Here is a 24,170-nt window from a genome sequence, read left to right as displayed (position 1 = left end):
GTTGACAAACCTTCTTAAAAATTGAAATTAATTGAATTTATCATTTTAATTTTCTGAGTAGTTTTTAAGGATCTGATTCTGAAAAAGCTCATTATAATTAGAGGATCCGGGCAAGCAACTTTCTGAAAGCGTAAGTGTATTTGTTCTAAATCATCCTGTTTGAACTGATGTTTTGTTTCAATGCTTATTAAATTCTTTATTTCGAAGGTATTTGTCGCATGCCGATTTTTAATTTTTCTGATGCGATAAGAGGTAAGTTTTGCAATGCTTTTTTATTAAAGCGATTCTCAATTTTATCTTAGGTTTTTAATTATAAACTTCAGTTATAAAATTGGCTACAACTCGTTATATGCGCAATATAATAGTTTTTAACCCATTAATATTAAGGGGATAAACGCAGTTTTTCCTTTTTTTTAAACGTAATCAACTTATAAAATAAAATTTATTATGCGGTAATTTAATTACGGAGTTTTCTAATTGGGTTCGAATCCTATTCTTAAAAATTCCAAAGGTGCTAAATTCGGTGCGTATATTTTAAGCTTATTTTTTTGATGTCATATTATTGCTGAGAAAATAAAAGTATGGACAGTTCCTCTTTCTCCGCAAAGACAGCGGACTAATGTATTTAGAATGTTGTTATTAAAATTTACACCCAATCCTATTCGGATTGGGTGTTTTTTATTTTCTATTCTTAGTTGCTTAGTCTTTTTTTTCACTTCTATTTACTAGCTGTTTTCTAATAATAGTTAATTTCAAAATCTTACTACCATTTTTGATGTGTAAAACTGTGTTGATAACTTAGAGTCTAATTGAAAGATCAACGTATCTTTCTTTATAAGTTTACAACAATTAGTTGATTCGATGTTCAAGGGGAATCATGTGAAATTCATGAACTGTTGCGCAACTGTAAATAATCCTGATTCTGGATTATAAGTCAGACTACCTTTTCGAATTAATGACTTTTACTTTCGCATAAAAAGTAATGGTCCTGGATTATTTAGTAGTCTTACTCGATACTTTCCTCTCCATTCCATTTTATGCTTTTGTTTAATAATAATACATAAGCATTATGAGTATTTTTAGCAAGAGACTGAATTACAAGCCGTTTGAATATCCTAAAATTTTAGAATTTACAGATGCTATCAACAAATCCTTCTGGGTACATTCAGAAGTAGATTTCACTGCCGATATCCAGGATTTTCATACCTATCTCTCCGCTAGCGAAAAAGATGTGGTCAAAAAAAGTTTACTGGCGATAGCTCAAATCGAGATCGCTGTAAAATCATTCTGGGGCGATCTTTATAAGCATTTACCAAAACCAGAATTTAACGGACTAGGAAGTACATTCGCTGAATGTGAATTTAGACATTCACAGGCCTATTCTCAACTCTTAGAAGTTTTAGGCTATAATAACGAGTTTGCGAAAGTAGTGGAGGTCCCGGCAATTAAAAACAGGATCAAATATTTATCTGAAGCCCTTGAACATAGTAAGGCAGATGATCCCAGGGACTATGTCTCATCTTTGATATTGTTTTCAATTTTAATCGAAAACGTATCCCTATTTAGTCAGTTTGCAATTGTACTTTCTTTTAATCGCTTTAAGGGTGTGATGAAGAATATCAGTAACATTATCGCATGGACTTCAGTAGATGAACAAATTCACGCCAATGCAGGTGTCTATATCATCAATCAAATTCGTGAAGAATATCCAGATTATTTTGATGAAGAACTAAATAAGAAACTCATAGGAATCGTCAAAAAGTCTATTGAGGTTGAAGAAGAAATTCTTGATTGGATCTTCGAAACTGGAGAGTTGGAAAACATCAATAAAAAAAATCTGATGGACTTTATGAAATTCAGATTAGATGAAAGTTTACAGAGCATAGGATTATCAAAAATTTATAGCATCTCGTCTGAAGAATACCAACCAATGTTATGGTTTGAAGAAGAGATTTTCGCAAACAGTCTGGATGATTTCTTCGCTAGACGCCCAGTGGAGTATACTAAACACGATAAAAGTATTACTGCGGCAGACCTTTTTTAAACCTTATTCAATTTTAGGAGAAACTCGATAACACTATGACCACAACTGTGAAAACTCAACCATTGATTGACAATGAAGCTACTAAAGAAAGACTTTGGTGGCTTAATGATGAAAGTCAGCAAATATTAAACCGGGGCTACCTTTTAAAGGGAGAAACCGTTAAGTCTGCTATTGAGCGTATAGCCAACGCTTCAGCAAAAAGATTGTATAAGCCAGAATTAGCGGAAGCCTTTATCGAAATGATTGAGCGTGGCTGGATGAGTTTAAGTTCTCCTATATGGGCAAATATGGGAACTGAGCGCGGCTTACCAATTTCATGTTTTAATGTCTATGTGCCAGATAATATTGAAGGAATAACCCATAAACTTGGAGAGGTCATCATGCAAACTAAAATAGGTGGAGGTACTTCCGGTTATTTTGGAGAACTAAGAGGACGAGGAAGTGCGGTAACCGATAATGGTAAAAGTAGTGGAGCAACCAGTTTTATGAAACTATTTGATACAGCTATGGATACTATCTCTCAGGGTGGTGTACGCCGTGGGGCATTTGCAGCATATTTGGATATAGATCATCCAGATATAAAAGAGTTTTTAGAAATCAAAAATATCGGTAATCCCATTCAGAATTTATTCAACGGCGTTTGTGTGCCCGACTACTGGATGCAGGAAATGATAGACGGGGACATGGATAAACGTGAAATCTGGGCCAAAGTCTTAGAGAGTCGGCAGCAAAAAGGTCTACCCTATATTCTCTTCAAGGATAATGTCAACCGTTTTAAGCCACAGGTTTATAAAGATAAGAACAGAACGATACATTCAAGTAACTTATGCTCCGAAATTGCATTACCATCTACGGAAGATGAATCATTTATTTGCTGTCTTTCTTCCATGAACCTAGAATTATACGATGAATGGAAGGATACGGAAGCTGTAAAACTTGCGGTCTATTTTCTGGATGGAGTTTTACAGGAATTTATCTCCAAAACTGAAGGAAATCACTATCTGGCCTCGGCAAACCGATTTGCTAAAAATCATCGTGCCCTCGGATTGGGAGCTATGGGATGGCATTCATATTTGCAAAAGAAAAGGATCCCGTTCGAAGGAATGCAGGCAAAGGGAATTACCCACAAAATCTTCGAGGATATTAGTGCTAAAGCAACCAAGGCAAGTAAGGAACTTGCCGTGATTTATGGAGAACCGGAAATTCTCAAAGGCTATGGATTGAGAAACACGACCTTAATGGCCATAGCACCAACGACCTCCTCTTCAGCAATACTTGGGCAAACATCCCCCGGTATTGAACCCTTTAGCAGTAATTACTATAAAGCTGGACTGGCAAAAGGAAACTTTATGCGTAAGAATAAATATCTAAAAGAATTGTTAGCTGAAAAAGGTCTTGATAATGAAGATACCTGGAGGAGCATCATGCTAAATCACGGAAGTATTCAACATTTAGACATGCTGACTCAAGAGGAAAAAAATGTTTTTAAAACTTTTAAAGAGATCAGTCAGTTAGAAATTATTCAGCAGGCTTCCATACGCCAAAAATTTATAGATCAAGCTCAAAGTCTCAATTTGAATATCCCCTCAGGGTTGCCTGTAAGGGAGGTCAATAAATTACTGATCGAAGCCTGGAAACTCGGGGTTAAGACTTTGTACTACCAGAGAAGTCAAAGTGTTTCTAAAGAGTTTGTCTCAGACATTGTAAGTTGTTCCAGTTGTGAAGCATAAATAATTAGATCATGAAACATAATCTTTACAATATGCGGTGTCTGGATATATATCTAGCCGGATTATCAAAAGAACAATATGATAATATTAAACATGAAATAGATCCTTCTAAAATGAAACGAGGACCTTTAGTAAGTTGGGATATTTTTATGGACAGTTATCAAAAGAAAATACGAGATGCCAGAAAATCTTCAGAAATTCAACAAGTTTATGCATTAGCAGAGAAATTCAGATGGAGGAATGATTTGAAATTAGCCTTCAAAGAAAATGAATACGAGGCTTTGGTCATTACAGATTTGAACCAAAAAATAATCTGGCTTAATGACGGATTCACAAAAATGACTGGCTATTCTAAAAACTTTGCATTAAATAAAAGCCCTAAGTTTTTACACGGAGAAAATACATCCTTGGAAACAAAATTAAGATTTAGAGAAAAGATAGCTCAGAATAAGCCTTTCAAAGATATCATTATCAATTATAAGAAGGATAGAACCGCTTACAATTGTGAGATCAAGGTAATCCCATTGTTTAACGATAGTACAACCCATTATCTGGCATTTGAACAAAAGGTGAGATGAATCAAAATATTACTATGTTCGGCGGTACAGCTTTGTATTTGATAGATGAAATGCCTTTTGTTATTGCTATATTTAGCAGGTGACAAATAAAAAGTAAATATTCTGGAAGAAACTATAGGACTAAAGTTTCAGACATGTTTGCACAAGGAACACCCTTGTATTTTATCAGATCAGGCAATCGAAGTTACTTCACCTGCAAGTTTTGGATTTATGTCTCTTTGATAATTTTGTTGGAATCTTAATATTAAGGCTTTAAGCTAAATTCAAACTTCTGTATAATAAAAAAACCTCCTTTTCAGGAGGTTTTTAGTTTACTTTTTTGATTCTGCAACAGAGACTTTACGAAATTCTTTTAGAAGTTTTTCTAATTCCAAAGATGCTTTTCTTGCTCTGGTTCCAGCACTTTTATTACCACTCTCTAATTGAGTATTGGCCTCTGTCTGGAATGATTCAAATGTTGACTGAATGTTTTCAACTAGTTCTTTCATTTTTGATGTTTTTAGGTTAATGTGCGAAAATAGAAGATTTTTCCGGGATGTGGACTTCTTCCTGCATTTTTCGTAGCATATTGGGTGATTGGTGACATTCATTTAAAGATGATAATTCAGAAATCATTTTTTAATTAAGTGAGTATTAGTTCTAATTTGATATAAGCGTGAATAATTACCGATAAAGGTTGATCTCCTGAAATACATGCAGCAATATATTTCCTAGCGCTAGAAATAATTTAGTATGATATTAACAAGGGAGTGCACGGGACATTTTATTTTTATTTAAAAAATAAGCATGCCCAATTTTGCAGATATTAATTCATGTTGTTTAAAGTTGCCAGAAGATTCACGGCATTTTCCAGCAACTGCAATGCAATTACTTCATGAACAATCATTGCTGCAAATTAATCTTCCGAAGAGATTTCGGCTAGAAGATGAACGCATACCTATTTATGAAACATTATGTAAGATTGGCAAATGCAATCTATCTGTAGGACGAATTTATGAAGGTCATTTAAACGCGATCAAGCTAATTAAGGATCATGGATCTAAGACGCAAAAAGAGTATTTTTTCCAAGAAGCCAAAATGGGAAAATTATTTAGCGTATGGAATACTGAAATGAGTTCTGAAGCTCTTACTGCACAAATAAGTCCAGGCAAGCTTAAGCTCAATGGAGCAAAAACCTTTTGTTCAGGAGGACTACAGATTGATCATGCAATCATAACTGCTGAAATTGGTGGTGATAAACAGATGTTGATCCTTCCGCTGAAGGAGTACCCGAAACTCATCGAGGACTGGTCTTTGTGGAATCCCATGGGAATGAAGAACTCGGTAAGTTGCCGAATCGATTTTTCGGGCTTAGAAGTGTCAAGTGAACTTAAGCTAGGTAAATTAAATGCATACCAGCAACAGCCGTGGTTTTCGGGTGGCGCCATGCGTTTTGCAGCGGTTCAACTCGGCGGGGCAGAAACATTGATGCTCTACACGATCGATCACCTGAATGCACAAAATAAATCCAGTGACCCGTATCAACAACAGCGTATGGGTACCATGGCGATACTGATTGAATCTGGGAAGTTCTGGTTGCAAAAGGCTCAAAAAATAGATGATAATCAGAAAAATTATACTTCAGCTGAAATTGTAAATTTTGCAGATATGATGCGCAGCGCGATTTTAAATATTTCCGAAGAAATCTTACAGCTAACCGAACGCTCTATAGGCGTCCAGGGCTTTATGGAAAATCATCCTATGGAACAGGTATACAGGGATCTCAAAGTATATCTTAAACAACCAGGACCGGACCTTGCGCTCAAAAATGTAGGCGCTTATACTTTTAAACATTATAAGAAATGAAAAACACCCGGGAACACATAGAGCAGGCCCCATTTTTAAATATAGAAGGACTCTACAGGGATCTGGGAAAAGTGATCATTGTGGCTCCACATCCCGATGATGAAAGCCTTGGATGTGGTGGATTGATAGCTCATTTATCTGCTCAGAACGCAGAAGTGTACATACTGTTTCTTACTAATGGTGATGCTTCGCACCCTAATTCCAGCAAATTTCCACCAAATGAACTGGGTAAGTTGCGAAAGTCTGAAGCAATAAATGCTTGTAAGATTCTAGGGTTAAAAGAGGAAAATCTCATATTTCTAAATGCTGGTGATGGGAAATTAGCTGAAAAGTTTAAAAATGATGATTCGGTCGTAAATGAATTAAAAGAACTTTTTCAGCAGAAGGAACCGTACACAATTTTTGCGCCCTGGCGTAGAGACCATCATATTGATCATGTTGCTACTTACAACCTGATTAATAAGGCAGTAGAGAACCTGGAAAGCACTATTGTTGAATATCCAATCTGGCTCTGGAAAAAGGGAGAACCTGCCGACTGGCCCGCAGAAGATGAAATTCTGGCTTTCAGATTAAAGATCGATTCCGTAAAAGAAATTAAGAAAGCCGCGATCCAGGCCCATATAAGTCAGACTACAAATTTGATCGATGATGATCCTGAAGGATTTATTCTTACTAAAGATCTTATGCAGCCTTTTATAGGTAATTATGAATATTTCTTTTTCCCAGCCAAATCTAAACCTGCAGTTAGTGAAACCTATTTCGAGAACTTATATGCAAATGATGACGATCCATGGGATTTTGAAACTAGCAGTTATGAGCAGGAAAAATATCATAAAACTATTGCTGCGGTCTCAGGAAAGTCATTCGAGAATGCTTTAGAGATTGGATGTTCCAACGGAGTTTTTACCAAATTATTAGCTCCAAAATGCAAGGATCTGCTTGCTGTAGATCTTAGTCAGGAAGCCTTGAAATCAGCTAGAAAAAGGTGCGCTGGGTCTTCACAATGCAAATTCATGCAATGGGATATTAGTAATGGTCTGCCAGGAAGTAATTATGACGCTATCTTTTTATCTGAAGTAGGTTACTATTTTGATCTGGATAACTTAGGTAGAATATTTGAAAATATTACGAACTCTTTGCAGCCTGGTGGAATATTGGTCATGGTGCATTGGACAGCTTATGTTAGATCATATCCACTTACGGGACAACAGGTACATGATCACTTCAGAAAAAATTACTCAGATCGGTTTAAACTGCTTAATTCTGAGCGAGCTGAGCTGTATATTTTGGAAGTCTGGGAAAAGACAGAAAAGTGATCTTCTAACTTTTGAATAGCTTCAGCTATATTAATATTAGGATGGGCAGCATTCCACGGAGAATGATCTTTCAAAAAATTTTCAAGGTAAATGACCAGTGAATTACTACTGTGGTGTTCTTCAATTAAAGATCTCAGCGTTTGTTTCTGAATTTTCAACCGGTGACCGATAGAAGTCAGAAGTTCTTCGGAATGCTGTGAATAATATTGCCTTATTTCAGCAAAAGCCGTGAAGCGTTCTCTTAGTTTAGCAAAGCCTTCGACGTTTTCAGTTTTAGAAGCCGACCAGTTCTGGATCTGAGAACCAAAACCTCCCGGAACTCTGGATGAACTACGGCAGGAAGTTGTAACCATGGGTTCCATCGCATGTTTAACTGCATAACCAGAGCTTATCACTTTCTGGTACAACGCGATATCTTCCAGGCAGGCGATAGGAGGAATGCCTCCAATATTTTTATAAACTGAATTTCGAACCGCCATGTTAGGTCCTGAATTATGAGAGTGCCTCGGCCAGGGATCAGATTGCTGTGGGTATATTTCACTTTCCAGTCTGCTTACCAGGTCAAGATAATGCCTGTTTTCAAAAAGATTTTTCTTTGCTTCAGCATTTAAACCTTTTATGTCTGGTATGATCTGTCCGCATATAAGATCTACCGGTTCAGTTTGAAATTTTAAAAATGAATCGAGCCAGTTCTTATCTGCTATGGTATCAGCATCGGTCATGATAATAAAACCGTTATCAGTAAGTCTTTGGCTGGCAAGATCCATTAAAACTCTCCTCGCAGCACCAACATTATTGATCGCTGGATTGTTTGTTACATGAATATAGAATGGAAACCCGGGATGGAGTTCCTGAAATAGTTTACATAGCTCTACAGTATGATCATTACAGTTATTGCATAAAACCAGAACTTCATATAAATGAGTAGGAACGGCTTTATCTCCTGAAAGCTGATTAACCAATGCCGTTAGAATTTTCCAAATCGTTTGAGCTTCGTTCCTGGCAGGAATACAGACGCTTAACTCGATGTCTGACGATACCGAGGGTATTTGGTTACCATAAGCTTTTAGCTCCGCAACAATTTTTGCTAAGGATTCAATATTCACTGAAGATTTTTATCCGAAAAATACTCAATTGTTCTGCTGAATTAGTAGAGCTTATAATGAAATTAACAAATGCAAGGGTTAGAGATTGTAGAAGAATTTAGGCACAGAATTCAAAATTGAAAATGATTTTTAAAACAATACATTGTTATACTATGTATTTTGTTATACATTTATCACATGAATAAAATATTTGTCGAGAAATGGAAATCTCAAGTCAAGAAAGGCACACTGACTTTCATTGTCTTAAATGTTCTGAGAAATAATGAGTTCTACGGGTATGAATTTATTGAAGAAGTTAAAAAACTGACTAAAATTGAAATAGCTGAAGGCACTTTTTATCCATTAATGAATAGATTAAATAAGGAAGATCTAGTGACCTCCAAATGGGTGGAACAGGATTCTGGTATTCCAAGAAAATACTTTAGCCTGACAGAAACTGGAAAAATCACACTTGGATCAATGCAGGATTACTGGGAAGATCTCGCCCTTTCTATTAAAAAAATATCTGAATGAATATCAAAGAAATACAATTTAAGGAAAGTGCTTCCCAACGTATTTATAAGAACTATATAGATCGTATAGAGAAGTGTGTATCAACACTTTCAAAAGCTGACCAGAGAGAAGTTCTGCTGGAGTATAATAGTCATATCTATGAAGGATTAGGTAGAAATCATAATGGAACAGAAACCGACCGGTTACTTGATATCTTAGAGAAACTTGGGGAACCAGAGCAGTACTTAAAACCTCTCATTGCAGATAAAAAATTAGAGCAGGCTACGCGCACTTTTAACCCTGTTCATTTATTTAAGGCCCTGGCACTAAATATAACAAATGGAATTTCTTACTTGATTTTTGGTTTGCTATACATAGCATTGCTGGGTTTCGTATTTCTTATTTACGCTAAGCTTAGCAATCCGCGAAATGTTGGACTATTCCTTAAAAATGACTCATTCCTGGCTCTTGGAAAGCTGAATGATGGCTATTTAAAAAACCCTGAAATTTCAGAAGGTTTAGGTAATTGGTTCGTTCCGGCAATGATTTTTGCAATTCTAATCTCTTATATAATTATAACCCTTCTATTAAAGTTTAAAAGATCAATCAATCCAAATTAAAATTATGAAACAACTAATCATCACCGCATCATTTCTTTTTCTGTCAACTTTCGGCATAGCTCAAAACCTAAACACGAATAGATTAGACAGTCTTTTCCTGCTCCTTGAACAAAATGATAAGTTTATGGGCAGCATAGCTGTTTCTTATAATGGAAATACCATTTATGAAAATACTATTGGGTTTTTAAGTTTCGAAGATTCATTGAAATCTGATCATGAGACTAAGTACAGAATTGGTTCTATTTCAAAAATGTTTACGTCTGTATTAATTCTGAAGGCAATAGAAGAAAGCAAATTAAAGCTTAATCAAAAGCTCAAAGATTTTTATCCGGAAATTACTAATTCTGAAGTGATCACCATCGAAAATATGCTTAACCATAGTAGTGGCATCCATGATTTTACAAGAAATGAAGATTATTTAATGTGGAATCAGAGACAACAACCTAAGGATAGCATGCTCCAACGAATATCCAGTTACTCTAGTGATTTTGAACCAGCCACAGAAAGTGAGTACAGCAATTCCAATTTTGTGCTACTTACTTATATCCTGGAAGATATCTACAAGAAAAGCTTTAAAGACTTACTCTACGAGAAAATTACGGGTCCATTAAGTTTAAAAAATACTACCTATGGTAATAGAATAGATCCACTCAATAATGAAGCATATTCATATTCGTATCTGGGAAAATGGACAAAGTCTTCAGAAACCGACATGTCTATTCCGCAAGGCGCTGGAGCTATTGTATCAACCCCCACAGATTTAAACATATTTCTTAAGTCTCTTTTCGAGAACGAATTAATTTCAGACGAGAGTTTGAAACAAATGAAAACTATAGAAAATGGATTTGGTTTGGGACTATTACGATTCCCTTATAATAATGAATGGAGTTTTGGACATACTGGTGGAATAGATGGTTTTGAAGCGGTCTCCAGCTACTTTCCCGAAGACAAGCTGGCTATTAGTCTTCTTTCCAATGGGGTAAATTTTAATAAAAATGATATACTTCTGGCAGTACTGGGAAGTTTTTATGGAGATGAATTTAAGTTACCAGAATTCCGAAAAATAGATTTAAAGGCCAGTGAGCTTGAACCGTTCGTTGGTACCTACTCAAGTGAACAAATACCACCCAAAATCACTATTTCTATGGAAGAGAATACCTTGCTGGCGCAAGCTACGGGACAACCTGCATTTCCATTGGATGCGATATCGAAAAATATGTTCGTTTACGATAAAGCGGGTGTGGAAATAGAGTTTAAAGCTGAAACTGAAGAAATGATTTTAAAACAAGCAGGCCAGGAATTTATATTTATCAAAGAGTAGCATCAGCGAATAATCTTTTTTCTCTTAGTGAAATAAATGAAAAACAAAAAGCAAAAACCCTGATCTGGAGTTCAGGGTTTTTGCTTTTTGTTTTTCTTGATTAAATGATGATTTATTTCCAAAAATCTACTAAGGCCTTTGCCGTAGGTTCTGCAGACAATGGATTTTGTCCGGTAATTAATAACCCATCAACTTCCACATGGGAAAGGAAAGGAGCACTTGCATTATGATATTCTCCTCCCAGTTCTTTTAGTCGGTTCTCAAGTGTATATGGAATATTATCCATTTTAAGCGACATCTTTTCTTCAAGATTTGAATAGCCGGTCACTCTTTTTCCTTTCAAAAAGCTCGGTTCAATTTCAGCTGCCTTGATGAGTGCTGCAGGCCCATGACAAACTGAAGCTACCGGTTTATTACTTTCAATAAACTCCAGGATCAATTTCCCGCTATCATGATTAGTGGCAAGATCGAACATGGGTCCGTGCCCGCCAGGAAAGAATAAAGCATCATAGTTTTCTGCAGAAACCTCAGACAGAAGTTGTGTATTATTTAATGCATTTTGAGCCACTTCGTCGTTTTGAAATCTCCGATTTGAACTTGTGATATGCTCGGTCAGTTCGCTCATTGGATCAATGGGCGGCTTGCCACCCATAGGACTGGCGATCTCTATTGAATAACCTTCATCCTTAAAAACATAATATGGATCTGTAAATTCTCCAATCCATAAACCAGTGGTACTGTCGGTATTTTCCAATGCCTTATGAGATGTCACCACCATCAATATCTTTTTCATAACGGGATTTTTTTGATTTAATTGAAATTACCAAAAGCCCCCGAAATCGAAGTTTTCAGTATCATAAATCATTTATAAATTTTCAGAATCTTAAATTTTAAATCAGTAAAACTGTAGAAATCTTTTTATATAGCAGAAATATTATTTATCACCAATTCTCTGATTTGGCAGCATGTAACTATTTTGAACTATCCTGAAGCAGAAGATCAATATTCTCAAGTATGTCTTCGAATCTGGAAATATCTTTATCGAGTACTGTCCTTATCTTTTCTTTCATCCTTAGGATATTTCCAGAATTATCATCAGCTCTTTCCAGGTATACAGTTCTAAAATATTTGATCTGGTTAGTGATATAGTCACGGTAATCTCCAAAGAAATTTGAATCAACCAGCAACTTATTGAAGTTTTCGAGATTTGCCGATTCATTTTTTGCATAATAGCGGTTTAAAGCAACCAGATTTACTTTCTCCAGGAATTTGTCATTCAGGGAAACTGAAAGCACAGGATCAACCACTTTGTCCAGATCCAGTGATTCTCTAAACTCCCGTAGATCTGCAATCGCGTGATGTATGGAAGATTTTAATCCGGGTAGGGAAGATTTGAAGAATCGATGTGCATCTGTGGCTTTATCGTCTCGCTGCACCTTGTAGAGCCAGAATGCGATGATAAAGCCGAATAAGGTCAATAAAACTGCTGTGCCATCCATAAGCATAGACCATTGATTTGGGTCCAGGCTCCATTTTTTGGATAAGATATAATACTGCTCTTTCTGTTGAATCACTACTGAATTTTAAACGTTTCAGCTTTTAATATATGCAATATTCAGAATTAATGGATGTTCCCATGTCCAGTATTATTTCTGAAGCTTACTTCTTCCGAAGTAGAAAAGGTAAAGAGAATGGGATCAGCTGAAGTGCAAGTTAATGTAATGATAATTAACGTTTTGTAATAAGATCTGCAGCTACTTTTACTTCTTGTTTTGAAGACTTGAATTAACGATCTAATTATCAATAATTAATATGGAAACTATCATAAAACGCTCACCGGGAATGGGATGCATCATAGATGAAGGGCTTACCACCTTTCGCGTATGGGCTCCAAATGCCGAGAAAATATTCGTCACGGGAACCTTCAATGAATGGAACGCCGAAGACCTGGAACTTGAACATGAAGAAAATGGTTACTGGGCTGGTACGACCGATAAGGCAAAGCAAGGCGATGAATACAAATACATCATCCATAATAATGGTGAAACCTTCTACCGCAACGACCCATACGCGTTTGAGCTCACCAATAGCGATGGTAATTCTGTAATTCGTGATCTTAACTTTGATTTTGGCGATGATCAATACCAGTTACCATCTTTCAATCAATTAGTAATTTACGAACTACACGTAGGAACTTTTAACAGGAAATCGGCAGATACTGTTGGAACTTTTGAAGATGTTATCGAGAAACTGGATTATTTAAAAAATCTGGGAATCAATTGTATAGAACTGCTTCCGGTAGCTGAGTTCCCTGGCGGAGAATCCTGGGGTTATAACCCGGCGCATCCTTTCGCCATAGAACAGGATTATGGTGGTCCAAACGGACTGGCAAATCTGGTAAAGGCTGCTCACAAGCATGGAATTGGAGTGATCATGGATGTGGTCTACAACCATTTTGGCCCTTCAGATATGGATCTCTGGCAGTTTGATGGCTGGTCGCAAAACGATAAAGGTGGTATTTATTTCTATAACGACCATCGAAGCAAGACTCCCTGGGGTGACACTCGTCCTGACTATGGTAGGGAAGAGGTAAGACAGTATTTAAGAGATAATGCCCTCATGTGGATTGAGAAATATCGTTGTGATGGATTGCGCATGGACGCGACTTCCTATATTCGTTTCGAAGGTGGTGGTCTGGGAGAAGACACTGCTATTGAAGAAGGAAATCAAATGATGCGTGAGATCAATGCCGAAATTCAGGAGAAATATCCTCACATGATTACTATTGCTGAAGATCTTAAAGGTCACGATATGGTAACCGATACTATCGAAAATGGCGGAATTGGTTATGGTTCCCAATGGGATATGAATTTTGTACACCCGGTACGTGAAGTACTTACAGATACACACGATGATAGCAGAGATCTGGAAAAGATCGCTGGTGCATTACAGTTCGTGCAGAGCAACGACGCTTTTAAAAGGATCATTTATACTGAATCTCATGATGAAGTCGCCAATGGAAAAGCAAGGGTGCCTGAAGAGGTTCAGCCCGGTGATGCCGAAAGTGCTTTCGCTAAAAAGCGGGCTCTGCTTGGGATAGTACTCACGCTTACTGCTCCCGGAATCCCCATGCTTTTTCAGGGTCAGGAATTTATGGAAGATTCCTATTTTCAGGATACCGTAGAACTCAACTGGGAGAAATTAGAAAGACACCAGGGAATCTCCAGATTGGTTAGTGACCTTATTAAAATAAGAACAGGTGAAATCGCGGGCTATGAAGGTCTAAGACAACAAGCTATTGAAATCATACACTTAAATAACGATTCGAAAGTTCTGGCATATCTTCGAGGTGATGAGAACTCCAAAGTTTTAATAGTTATAAACTTCAGCAATACAGATTATACCGAATACAACCTGGATCTTGCGGAACAGTCTAACTGGAAACTGCGTTTAAACACAGTGGCTAAAGAGTATGATGATGATTTTTCAGAAATGGAAGTTCATGATCCGGAAATACATGCGGAGAGTAAAGAACAAGCGAACACGGGAACTTTTGAGATCCCAGGATACTCCGCACTCATCTTTATTCAAGAATCTTAAATTAAATATTCCCGCTAATTGGCGGGAATATTAATTTTCTGAGGAGGTTTTATTTTTCAACTCACGGTTCCATAATCGAAAACGTGTTCTCAGCTTTCGTTCCTTCTCTTCTTTGCTTTCTTTATTCTGAATTAGCTGAAGGTAGAACTTCGCTCCTGCCTCTTTATAGGTTTCCTTTTCAGGTAATTGAAGTCCGTCATTAGACTTCAAATTTTTCCAGGGTAGGGAAAGCCAGATATCAAAATATTCATCCAACTTAAATTCTCCTTCAGCATACAACTGCAAAGCTGAAGATTGTATCTGTGTTCTTGGAACTTTTAATACACCGTTTTCAATCCTGAAAGTTTGAGTTATTGGTCTGAACCTTAATTTTTCAAAACGTTCTTCTTTCATTAGAACGACCGACTCCAGAACTGGCTTAAAATCGTATAGTTCCAGATCTTGCAGGTCAAATACTATGCTGCCGTTCAGTGAGTTGATATCTATGTTTCCATTTGATAATAATCTGGTTCTGGCATCAATTTTCAGATTGAGTATGCCTGCAATTTTTTCAGCAGAACGTAATTCTTCCATATTTAGATAGTCAAGGTCTGCTATGAGCTTCTGAATATCTATAGCTTTGATCTCTGTCATCAAATGTACTGGAAGCACTTCCGAAGAATCAACGCTGGTGAGCAGTTCAACATCAATTGATCCTTGATGGTAACTAAAATTTGTATTGGTCAGTTTAAAATTGCCTTCAGGGTCAAAACTCAATTTCGCATTAAAATCTGAAACTCCCAGCCCTTCAAGTATGACGCTGTCCAGGGCGACACTGGCGGTTGGAAAATATGAGTCATTAATATTCCTGAGAATATCTTTGAGATTAGTGACCTTAAATTCAGATTTAGTCTTCTTCTTTCTCTTTGAGGAATCGGAACCAATAAATTCAGCAATATCCTTACTATCCAGATAGGGCGATCTAATCATGAAATTAGAAGTATGGGCAAGTTCCAATTGTTCGTTATTAATAAAATTCGAAAAATGATCGATAGTACCAGTGATATCGATCGAACTTTTACCAGGTAGATCCACATCGAGTCGATCAAGAGTTGCAAGATCATTTTTAATGATCAAATGCAGACTATCTACGGGGATTTCAAGGTCTGTTTCATTGATCCTGACCAGGGTAGCACCAAGTTTAAGGTCTCCTTCCGCATTAGAATTAAGAATACTAAGATCCTGTGCCTGTCCCTGGTAACTTCCGGTAAACTCAAAATCACCAGAATTTAGTTCAAAGTTTACAGTATTTAAAAGCTCGTTAAGATCTTTGGATTTTCCGTTCATGGCTAGCGAAAACTGGAAGTCAAAGGGATTTTCATTTTCAGTATTAATGACTGGCTCCTTTGCAGTGATAGAGCCCTGAATATTGGCGCGGGTCTCTTTAAATTTTAGATTGAGATCATCAAGCTTGAGGATCGAGTCATTTTCGAAATTCACGAATGCCTTAAGACCTTCAGAAATAAGATCATTGAATTTTACTGAGTCTAACTCAACCTGGATCTTAGGATGAAACTTATAAATATCCTGGAATATATTTGAAACATGTGCATTCTTGTTGATATCCTTCAAACTGTCTCGCTCCATCTCAGCAATAGATTTCAGCCACTGGTCAATATCAATATAGTCTGCATCCAGTTTTACAGCAATACTCCCGGTATCGGTATCTTCCTCCAGTAGGAAAGAAGGGAAATCTGTAATCTTACTCTGTAGATAAATTGGGTGATGACCTATAGTTTCCAATGCAAATCTATCGATCTGAATATCGCTTTTCTCAATACCTACATGCAGGGTATCCATGGCAAATCTCATTTCAGCCTCGGGATAGTAAAATTCTGTGCCAGATAACTGTAGATCACCTTCAGCATTTCTCAGCAACTGATCGAAGTACTGAACGTTACCCGTAAATTTACCTTGAAAGGCAAAATCACCCTTCCGCAAAGAAACCAGTTTAATATTGAAAAGATCCTGAAAAACTCTGATAGAGCCTTTCGAATCTGCGGTTACATTTATAAAAATAGGCTCCCGTTTATTCTTTTTGACCTTTGGAACCCGAACACTTCCTGAAAGTAAAGTTTCTGCATCCTGATAATCGAACTGAAGTTGATCGAACTGTATAACTTCAGAATTCTTTAAATGTACCTGCGCTTTCAAATTTTGAAATAAGTTATCCTGGTAGATCACAGAATTTATATTCAGCTGAAAGCCGGGTTGAAATTTTTCATAGATCGCAGCCAGTGTCTGGTGCAGCGTCTTTAAATTATCCTGATCACCTTTATTTTCTGAAGTAAATTTAGTTGCCGTATTGATGAGGTCATCAAGATTAAGTGCATCAGAGTTCAAAATAAGACTAGCCTCTGCAGGCGTTGAAGGGTTTGAAGCCATTAGTGCTGAAACATTCTTTACATTACCTCGAAAATTCAAACTTTCCCCATTGGGAAGGTCGATCTGTAATTGCCTGAGAATGGAATTATTATCATCCAGTTTCAGATCAAGACGCCGCAGTGGCAACTGTACATTATTTTCCTTTAATGCCACCCGCGTATTTCCCATAGTAAATGTGCCTTTGGCAGCGTTAAGGATCATATATGGATCATCAATATTGCCATCTATTGTAGCATCCAGAGAAAACTGTCCGCCTTCAAAACTGAAGTTCTCATGATCAAGAGCTCTGGCCATGGTTTCATTAGAACCGTTGACCTGTATATTGGCCTTAACCTGGTTTCGTAGGTTCGCCGTAGACTGGTAATAACTCTCCTGAGCACTTACCTGTATATCTTCCAGATTCGCTGAAAAATCTTTGAAATAAAGCTTGATATCTCGCTTGCCGGGTTGTTCTGCCAGAGAGTCTGTCGAATTTAGATTGTTCGTGAGAATTCCGTGAGATTCTACATTTTCAAGTTCAAGTTCTTCGAATAGTTCAAGCTTATTATTCTTCGTACTGAAGTCGACATGAATAAAAGGAACGTCTCCGTATGCAAATTTTCCTTTTAGTTTTAAATTGGTGGCGATGGGATCCTGAAGCTGGTATGGTTTTACCTTAGCGGCCAGTGAATCTGCCAGAAACTGCTGGATCTTTTTAAAATCTGTTACCTCATTTTTTAAACTGAATTCGTATTCTGTAAGTTTATTAAACACGAATTGAGCTTGTGCTTCAAAATTTTGATCATCCAGCTGAAGTTTAAAAGCTGGTAAACTCAGGGTATTACTGGATTTTTTTAGTTCAAATTCTGGGCTTCCCGTGGCCAGGGCTCCATTGATAAAACTACCTTTTCGGGTATTGAATCCAAGATCGTTGATAAAAACTTCGTAGGTAATATTTCCTCTGATGACTTCTTCACCTGATCTAATCTGTCCCGAAACATTTTCTGCAACAAGATCGAAGTACTTATGAAGGATTTTATTTTCAGCAATAAAGTGAACGTTCTGCAGCTGGAAATTTGTTTTATCAGGGTGAACCCAGGAGGGAAGATCAAATCCGCTGTTCTGTTCAAGCTGCTTTTTTAGCTTCAGTTCAATATATTCCTGGAGATTTTTTTCCGTAAGAACTTGTGTATGAACACTCGCATCTCTAATCTTGATATTACGAAACTGAATATTTCCCCGCATCAGGTCTTTTGCGGCAATATTCACATCTGCTCTAGCTAGCTTAATGATGGTTCTCTTATCCAGAATGGTATCAAAACTGCTTTGTTTGACATCCTCTATACTGAAACCAACATTTGGAAAACCGGTAATAAAATTTGCGTTTACCTCTCCAATTTCCAGAGTCCCATTACTATTGGCTTCATACCATATTTGAAGCTCATCGATCAAAAGATCCCGACTAAACCATCCCAGTGTAAAAAGAAACAGGGGCGCAAGAAATAGCAGACCTAATGCAATAAGAATGCGTCTGATCCAATTTGGTTTTTTCCTCTTTTTTATCTTGCTGGTATTATCCACAGATTTGGTTAAGCTCTTTCCAGGTTAATCAGGTAAAATCTTTGTGATCCAAAATACATTAAAAATGAATTGGTTCCACATTTTCATATGAAACCAATATAGGATACCACAAATAAAATTCTTAGCGTATTTCCTTCAGAATAAGCACTGGTAATTTTGGATCAAAATCTATATCCTCAATAGCTGCTTTATTAAATATCTTTCCGAAGAATCCTTGTTTTCTTTGATACAGCGCAAGAAAATCACTTTCCCTGCTTTCAATGAATAAATGCACTCCGGTTGTAGGACTGGTTTTGGTAAGCATATGATAACTGGTATTTACCTTGGCCAGTTGCTTCAACAGGTCTTCTTTATTCTTCTCCTGATCTGTTGAGAGTGCTTTCCCTTCCGTATTGATATAGAGTACTCTAATGGAACATTCTGTATTTTGAGCAAGTTCTTTGAGATGTTCCAATTCGCTAGGCTTAAACGGCTTGCGTAAATTTGTTGGAAACACGATCTCCAGATTAGGATCGATCGCAGTTTCATATTTCTCCGGGATGACCAGTACTGGGCATTCTTTTATCTTTTCAGTGATCTTGGAGATCTTATTATTCTCAGCAGTATTAATTCCTGCAGTATCTCCGGGCGAACCTACAATGATCATATCGATCCCAAGCTTATTCACCTGCTCCTGTATTCCCTCAACCAGACTTCCATCAAAACTTATCTGTTCAAATTGATGTTTTTGATTCTCTTTTCTAAAATTTAAGCCCTGCATGATCCTGGCAAGTCCTTTTTCAGAAACAGATGCATTGGTTTCCTCATCATCCTCCTTATGGATGGACATCGCTTCGCTTAATGAACCGCGAGAGCTATAAACGTTAATTAGATAGAAAGTACACGGAAATTTCTTGAATAGCTTCATGGCAAAAATCAATGCGCTCCATGAATGTTTGGTGAAATTGGTAGGGACTAGGATCTTCTTTTCCATAGATAATGTGTGTAGTAGACAGTTTCAGTAAATATAATTAAACTCCGTGGCATGAAATTCAGCTTTGCAGTCACTTTGTGATAAAACCTGCTGAAAACAGGGAAAATCATCTTAATCGTTGCTTTTGTGTTAATCATTTAACCAATAGTGTCGATTCCCGTAAAACCCTGACTTACAATTTGTCGTAAATATATTGAGACTAAAAAGAAGGAGGTTTATATGGAGAAATAAATTTTAAAACTATGGTTCAATTTTTAATTTTTAATCATTGAATTAGCCTAAGACAAAGCCGGAGAGTCCGGCTTTTCTCTTTCAACCTATTTCCAGGCTACTATATCCCTGTCCATTTCTGGTTAATTTGATTTGGGTGGAAATTCTCTCTTTTAATGAATCCATATGGCTTATTATACCAATGGTCTTGGAACTTTCGGCTTGTAATCTTTCCAGAGTATCCAGGGTTTGATCCAGCGTTTCAGGATCCAGCGTTCCAAAACCTTCATCGATAAACAGACTATTGATTTCTACATTTTTAGAAGCAAGATCAGACAATGCCAGTGCCATGCTCAGGCTGAGTATAAAAGTCTCTCCACCAGAGAGTGTTTTAACAGATCGTCGCTGACCACCCATATGCTGGTCTATTGCCACGAGTCCGTCGTCTTCCTGTGCTTCAGGTTTATCGATAAGATAGCGATCATTAAGATCTTTTAGCCGAACGTTAGCAAGGCTGAGCAATCTGGTCAGCGTAAGATCCTGGGCGAAATCGTTGAATTTTTTTCCTTTAGAATCTCCAATAAGCTCGTTAAGAATGCGCCATCTTTTACTCTGTTTTTCCTTTTCTGAGATTTCCTTTTGCAGTTTTGTTTTACGATCTATATTCTCCTCGTAATTTTTTAAGATCCTATCGATCTCTTTGCAAGCAGTATACATGCTACCAAGTTTAATTGTCTTGTCTTCCAGCTGTTTTTCGAGCATCGTACGCTCTTGCTCAGGTTCGATCTTTTTCAATTTTGATAGCTGTTCCAATAGTGTTTTAGCAGAAGCATTAACACTGGTCAATCGATCGGTGATCTGCTGTTTATCTTTTCTATAGTTGCTGGCTTCCAATTCGCTCAACAAAAATTTCCTGGCAGCTTCTATACTTTCAAAATCATTTTCCAAGCAGAAGCTTTTAAGTTCGCTTTCTACTTTCTCCTGGTTTTCTATGATTCTGGAATGTTGAGAAGTAATAGTTTTCAGTTGCTCTGTAAGGCTATTTCTTTCCTGAAGCAGTCTGATCCAATTTGTATGCAGTTGCTGTACATCATTTTGAATATTCGATCCTGAATAAAGGCCATCGATCTGTAATTTCAGATTTTTACCTGCATCGATAATTTCCTGAATTTCGTTCGCGATAGGCAGAGCATTTTTATAAGCTTTGCTCAGGCGCGAAGACCTTTCCATATTCGCCAGATCCTGAGCTTTCTCTTCCAGGCTGTTCTCGTATTCCTGAAATTCTTCATTGGTCTTTAAATTGCTGAATTCTTCATAATTAGTACTTAAACGCTGAATTTGCTCTTTCTCCAGTTGCTGAAGTGCTTTCAACTTTTCAGAATACTCTCTGAAATTTTTCCTGATATTTTCCAGTTTAGACTCTTCACGGGTTAGTAATTCGCGGGAACTCTCGTAATTCTTTGTCAGGCTGGCAATTTCAGTTTCCAGAACTGAAGCACTACCCGCATTTTCTTCTGCAAGAGGATGATTTGTTGCTCCACAGAGAGGGCATGGTTTTCCATCCACAAGATTCTTTCTGTGTTCCTCCAGGCTCGCACGTAGCTTCAAATTTTCAAGGCTAAGCTGCTTGTTTGCCAGATCGGACTTTAATAAAGCAGTGTCTTTTGATAGTTTGTTGATCTTTTCAGGTGCAGCTTTAAGTTCAGGTTCCAGAATTTTCAGTTGCTCCATTATTGCGGCAGACTCCTTTCTGCTATCCTGAAGCTCTATGAAATAACGGTAAGCATCCCGCGATCGCTTCTGAAATACTCGTAGTTTTTCCTTTTCTTCTGAAATATCTTCGATTCTCGCAATTTGATGTTTCTGAAGTAGCTTGTCTAAATCCGAAGAAATAGTACTAAAAGCAGTCTTGAGATTCGATTTTAACTCAGCAGCATCATCACTCACTGAAATTTCTGTATCTCGTAATTCTGTCTTCAACTGTTCCTTTCTGGTAGTGTAAAGAGAAAGTTTATCTGCTCTTTTTTGCTGTAGATCCAGCACTCGTTGTCTAAAACCGAATATGCCTTTTTCCAGATTTTCTTCTGAAAGTTTTGATCCTGTAAGCGTTGAAGCATTTTTCAACAGCTCTTCAAGATTCTTTTTTGTAGAGATGAGCTTATTGGAGAGCCTGGACTTTTCAGCTTCCAGTTCCTTTATTCTAACAATATTTTGAGACCATTCACGAAATCTTTCAGCTTTGGGTTCGATCTTCTCATGCAATTTTAAACGTTTTCCCTGTTCCTTCTCAAAATCTTGTAGCTGTGATTTAGCTTTTTCTTCCGAAGATTTTAAAATAGAAAGTTGTGATTGCAGATCTGAGACAGATTTTTTCAGCTCAATAGCTTTTTTTAAACTTTCTATTTCAGATCTCCAGTTTTCACAGGTTTGTGATTTTTCCTTTAGATCTTGCTTTTTCTCGGCAAACACTTCATCGCTAAGCAAATTTTGATCTATGATTCTTATCTCGTTCTGCTGCTGAATGATCTCCTGGCTGGCTTCCTTATTTTTTTCAAATGCTCTAATTCCAAGTTGTCGATAGATGCCGGTTCCAGTGATCTTCTCCAGTAATTCACCTCGTTCATCTTTTTTTGCTCTCAGGAATTGGGCAAATTCACCCTGCGCCAACAACACAGCTTTTATGAACTGATCATAATTGAGTCCGATCAATTCTTCATTCTTACATGGAATTAGCGACTTTTTTAAGTCAATCAATTTACCAGATTGATGATCATGAAGTTCCATTTCATAATCATTTAGATTGTTGTTTCGGTTGATCTCTATGGTCCATTGGGAACTATAGATCCCGGAATTACAGCTATAGGTAATGCGAGCCATCGCGTTTTTCTGATTCCGGGTAAGGATTGCTCCTTTGGTAGCGATCTCGTTCTTGGTGATCTTCCCCAACCTAGGCACATGATTAAACAATGCCAGAGAGATCACATCGAGAATACTACTCTTCCCACTGCCAGTAGGACCGGTGATGGCAAAAAGCGAATTGGTGGTAAAAGGTTCTTTGGTAAAATCGATACTATGGTATCCCTTGAGGGAATTAATATTCTCGAATTCTATTTTTAGGATCTTCATTTAAATGACGTTGTTTCCAGATTGAACATCTTCCAGTATTTCATCAAAAGCAGCCATGATCTCATCTTTATCATTTTTAGAGTATTGGTGATTGGCTATTAATTCAGCAAAAACATCTTTAGGCTTCAGGTCTTCCAATTGCTGATCCTCGTCATACAACTGGGAACTACCATCTATCTGGTTTTTAAACTGAACACGCTGTTTTACGATCTCAAAACCATCGGTTTGAAATTGATCTACTAACTGGTCCAGTGCATAGACTTTCTGTGCGTCATACTGTTCTTCAATAAGGTCTACTTCTATTAAAGATTTTAAACTGGAGTTATGCTCCAGTGAATTAAGTTTTAATTCCAGTTCGCTAAGATTTCCACTCAACTTTATAAGCTTCCTGAAACTTGGAATCGCAATGCTTTCTGGTTCATAACTGGTATTAGTATCCAGTAAAAGAATTCTTTTTTCATCGGCTCTTTCACTAAAACTAAGCGGAAATGGAGATCCACTATAGAAAACAGGTTTTTCTGCAGATACTCTTTGAGGTTTGTGAATATGTCCTAGTGCGAGATACTCATAATAACTACCAAATTGTGAAGCCCGGAAAGCAGCGAGATTACCAATTTGTATGTCTCGTTCACTTTCTGAAGATTCAATTCCTGCGGTAAATAAATGTCCCATGGCAATTGCAGGAACTCCCGGGTATTTTTGATGGCAAAGTGCTGCAGCTTCAGTAAATATTCTTTCAATTCCAAATCTTATAGCTTCAATCCTATCTTCATGATTAGAAGCCTGTTCACCGCTTCTAAGATCGGCATCGCGTAAGTATGGGATCGCTGCGACCACCAGTTCTGTTTCTCCGCTTTTATTCTTTACCGGAATGATCACTTCATCCAGGTCTTGCGGCAGGCCGCCAATAACACTAAGATCTAAGGCCCGCATAATTTCCTGTGGAGCGTCCAGCATGGCCGGAGAATCATGGTTCCCACCGGTGGCAATAATCTTACAATTCAGTTTTTGTAAGCGAATGAGTGCGCGATAATATTGTCTGCGAGCTTCAGAAGACGGGTTCGCCAGATCAAAAATATCTCCGGAGATCAACAGCAGGTCTACCTTTTCAACTTCTATAAACTTGGTGAGCCAGTTGATAAATAGATCGAAGTCTTCACTAAGATCATGCTTATGTAGTTTTTTTCCAATATGCCAGTCGGCAGTATGAACTATTTTCATGCAA

Annotated in this window: 17 protein-coding genes and 1 riboswitch; of the genes, 9 read left to right on the top strand and 8 right to left on the bottom strand. The window is 37.3% G+C overall.

Going from position 1 to position 24,170, the window contains the following annotated elements; genetic code table 11:
• Positions 1 to 825: 825 nt before the first annotated feature.
• A riboswitch (cobalamin riboswitch) is annotated at positions 826 to 966 on the top strand.
• A 103-nt stretch (positions 967 to 1,069) separates the two neighbouring features.
• From ABVM50_RS14960 to ABVM50_RS14950, 3 genes are read left to right on the top strand one after another with little or no spacing between them, the layout of a single operon-like run.
• Positions 1,070 to 2,044, top strand: a complete 975-nt coding sequence (locus ABVM50_RS14960; protein WP_405199298.1) for a ribonucleotide-diphosphate reductase subunit beta — start codon at positions 1,070 to 1,072, stop codon at positions 2,042 to 2,044.
• A 35-nt stretch (positions 2,045 to 2,079) separates the two neighbouring features.
• Positions 2,080 to 3,774 (top strand): ribonucleoside-diphosphate reductase subunit alpha, encoded by a 1,695-nt coding sequence (locus ABVM50_RS14955; RefSeq protein ID WP_405199297.1) that lies wholly within the window; start codon positions 2,080 to 2,082, stop codon positions 3,772 to 3,774.
• Positions 3,775 to 3,785: 11 nt separating this feature from the next.
• A complete protein-coding gene (locus tag ABVM50_RS14950) occupies positions 3,786 to 4,352 on the top strand; it encodes a PAS domain-containing protein (protein ID WP_405199296.1) in 567 nt (188 codons plus the stop codon).
• 311 nt (positions 4,353 to 4,663) lie between these two features.
• Here ABVM50_RS14950 and ABVM50_RS14945 read toward each other — a convergent pair whose 3' ends face one another.
• On the bottom strand, positions 4,664 to 4,840 hold the full coding sequence (locus tag ABVM50_RS14945) for a histone H1 (protein ID WP_141878309.1): 177 nt from the start codon (positions 4,838 to 4,840) through the stop codon (positions 4,664 to 4,666).
• Positions 4,841 to 5,138: 298 nt separating this feature from the next.
• Here ABVM50_RS14945 and ABVM50_RS14940 point away from each other — a divergent pair, with 298 nt between their 5' ends.
• Positions 5,139 to 6,197 carry an acyl-CoA dehydrogenase family protein gene (locus tag ABVM50_RS14940; RefSeq protein WP_405199295.1) on the top strand — a complete coding sequence of 353 codons (1,059 nt, stop codon included), beginning with the start codon at positions 5,139 to 5,141 and terminating at the stop codon, positions 6,195 to 6,197.
• Positions 6,194 to 7,513: a PIG-L family deacetylase gene (locus tag ABVM50_RS14935; protein WP_405199294.1), complete on the top strand. Its 1,320-nt coding sequence runs from the start codon at positions 6,194 to 6,196 to the stop codon at positions 7,511 to 7,513. Before ABVM50_RS14940 ends, ABVM50_RS14935 begins: the two co-directional genes overlap by 4 nt.
• Here ABVM50_RS14935 and ABVM50_RS14930 read toward each other — a convergent pair.
• A complete protein-coding gene (locus tag ABVM50_RS14930) occupies positions 7,432 to 8,619 on the bottom strand; it encodes a glycosyltransferase (RefSeq protein ID WP_405199293.1) in 1,188 nt (395 codons plus the stop codon). The genes ABVM50_RS14935 and ABVM50_RS14930 overlap by 82 nt on opposite strands.
• 177 nt (positions 8,620 to 8,796) lie before the next feature.
• On the opposite strand from ABVM50_RS14930, the gene ABVM50_RS14925 reads away from it, so the two are divergent.
• The 3 genes from ABVM50_RS14925 to ABVM50_RS14915 are packed head-to-tail and all read left to right on the top strand — an operon-like array spanning position 8,797 to position 11,052.
• Positions 8,797 to 9,132 (top strand): PadR family transcriptional regulator, encoded by a 336-nt coding sequence (locus tag ABVM50_RS14925; protein ID WP_405199292.1) that lies wholly within the window; start codon positions 8,797 to 8,799, stop codon positions 9,130 to 9,132.
• Positions 9,129 to 9,731, top strand: coding sequence for an HAAS signaling domain-containing protein (locus ABVM50_RS14920; protein ID WP_405199291.1), 603 nt, complete (start codon positions 9,129 to 9,131; stop codon positions 9,729 to 9,731). Before ABVM50_RS14925 ends, ABVM50_RS14920 begins: the two co-directional genes overlap by 4 nt.
• 4 nt (positions 9,732 to 9,735) lie before the next feature.
• Positions 9,736 to 11,052: a serine hydrolase domain-containing protein gene (locus ABVM50_RS14915; RefSeq protein ID WP_405199290.1), complete on the top strand. Its 1,317-nt coding sequence runs from the start codon at positions 9,736 to 9,738 to the stop codon at positions 11,050 to 11,052.
• Between the two features lie 112 nt (positions 11,053 to 11,164).
• Here ABVM50_RS14915 and ABVM50_RS14910 read toward each other — a convergent pair whose 3' ends face one another.
• Entirely contained in the window at positions 11,165 to 11,845 is a 681-nt protein-coding gene (locus ABVM50_RS14910; protein WP_405199289.1) for a type 1 glutamine amidotransferase domain-containing protein, read from the bottom strand.
• 178 nt (positions 11,846 to 12,023) lie between these two features.
• Positions 12,024 to 12,626 carry a hypothetical protein gene (locus ABVM50_RS14905; protein WP_405199288.1) on the bottom strand — a complete coding sequence of 201 codons (603 nt, stop codon included), beginning with the start codon at positions 12,624 to 12,626 and terminating at the stop codon, positions 12,024 to 12,026.
• 238 nt (positions 12,627 to 12,864) lie between these two features.
• Between ABVM50_RS14905 and ABVM50_RS14900 the strand changes: the two genes are divergently transcribed.
• On the top strand, positions 12,865 to 14,652 hold the full coding sequence (locus ABVM50_RS14900) for an alpha-amylase family glycosyl hydrolase (RefSeq protein WP_405199287.1): 1,788 nt from the start codon (positions 12,865 to 12,867) through the stop codon (positions 14,650 to 14,652).
• A 30-nt stretch (positions 14,653 to 14,682) separates the two neighbouring features.
• Here ABVM50_RS14900 and ABVM50_RS14895 read toward each other — a convergent pair whose 3' ends face one another.
• The 4 genes from ABVM50_RS14895 to sbcD all read right to left on the bottom strand — a co-directional run bounded on the left by ABVM50_RS14895 (position 14,683) and on the right by sbcD (position 24,166).
• Positions 14,683 to 18,636, bottom strand: coding sequence for an AsmA-like C-terminal region-containing protein (locus ABVM50_RS14895; RefSeq protein WP_405199286.1), 3,954 nt, complete (start codon positions 18,634 to 18,636; stop codon positions 14,683 to 14,685).
• A gap of 121 nt (positions 18,637 to 18,757) precedes the next feature.
• Positions 18,758 to 19,609 (bottom strand): universal stress protein, encoded by an 852-nt coding sequence (locus ABVM50_RS14890; protein ID WP_405199285.1) that lies wholly within the window; start codon positions 19,607 to 19,609, stop codon positions 18,758 to 18,760.
• Positions 19,610 to 19,921: 312 nt separating this feature from the next.
• The gene (locus ABVM50_RS14885; protein ID WP_405199284.1) at positions 19,922 to 22,945 is read right to left on the bottom strand and encodes an AAA family ATPase; all 3,024 of its coding nucleotides are present in this window, start codon (positions 22,943 to 22,945) and stop codon (positions 19,922 to 19,924) included.
• The gene (sbcD, locus tag ABVM50_RS14880; RefSeq protein ID WP_405199283.1) at positions 22,946 to 24,166 is read right to left on the bottom strand and encodes an exonuclease subunit SbcD; all 1,221 of its coding nucleotides are present in this window, start codon (positions 24,164 to 24,166) and stop codon (positions 22,946 to 22,948) included.
• Positions 24,167 to 24,170: the final 4 nt, after the last annotated feature.

Source organism: Christiangramia sp. LLG6405-1 (assembly GCF_045055805.1).
Taxonomy (GTDB): domain Bacteria; phylum Bacteroidota; class Bacteroidia; order Flavobacteriales; family Flavobacteriaceae; genus Christiangramia.
The sequence above is the reverse complement of the archived record's forward strand: the minus strand, read 5'-3'. Positions and strand labels throughout refer to the sequence as shown.

Coding starts and splice junctions, on each gene's coding strand:
- ABVM50_RS14960 (WP_405199298.1), top strand. CDS start 1,070: ATGAGTATTTTTAGCAAGAGACTGAATTACAAGCCGTTTGAATATCCT.
- ABVM50_RS14920 (WP_405199291.1), top strand. CDS start 9,129: ATGAATATCAAAGAAATACAATTTAAGGAAAGTGCTTCCCAACGTATT.
- ABVM50_RS14885 (WP_405199284.1), bottom strand. CDS start 22,945: ATGAAGATCCTAAAAATAGAATTCGAGAATATTAATTCCCTCAAGGGA.
- ABVM50_RS14945 (WP_141878309.1), bottom strand. CDS start 4,840: ATGAAAGAACTAGTTGAAAACATTCAGTCAACATTTGAATCATTCCAG.
- ABVM50_RS14915 (WP_405199290.1), top strand. CDS start 9,736: ATGAAACAACTAATCATCACCGCATCATTTCTTTTTCTGTCAACTTTC.
- ABVM50_RS14950 (WP_405199296.1), top strand. CDS start 3,786: ATGAAACATAATCTTTACAATATGCGGTGTCTGGATATATATCTAGCC.
- ABVM50_RS14935 (WP_405199294.1), top strand. CDS start 6,194: ATGAAAAACACCCGGGAACACATAGAGCAGGCCCCATTTTTAAATATA.
- ABVM50_RS14910 (WP_405199289.1), bottom strand. CDS start 11,845: ATGAAAAAGATATTGATGGTGGTGACATCTCATAAGGCATTGGAAAAT.
- ABVM50_RS14940 (WP_405199295.1), top strand. CDS start 5,139: ATGCCCAATTTTGCAGATATTAATTCATGTTGTTTAAAGTTGCCAGAA.
- ABVM50_RS14900 (WP_405199287.1), top strand. CDS start 12,865: ATGGAAACTATCATAAAACGCTCACCGGGAATGGGATGCATCATAGAT.
- ABVM50_RS14890 (WP_405199285.1), bottom strand. CDS start 19,609: ATGGAAAAGAAGATCCTAGTCCCTACCAATTTCACCAAACATTCATGG.
- ABVM50_RS14925 (WP_405199292.1), top strand. CDS start 8,797: ATGAATAAAATATTTGTCGAGAAATGGAAATCTCAAGTCAAGAAAGGC.
- sbcD (WP_405199283.1), bottom strand. CDS start 24,166: ATGAAAATAGTTCATACTGCCGACTGGCATATTGGAAAAAAACTACAT.
- ABVM50_RS14955 (WP_405199297.1), top strand. CDS start 2,080: ATGACCACAACTGTGAAAACTCAACCATTGATTGACAATGAAGCTACT.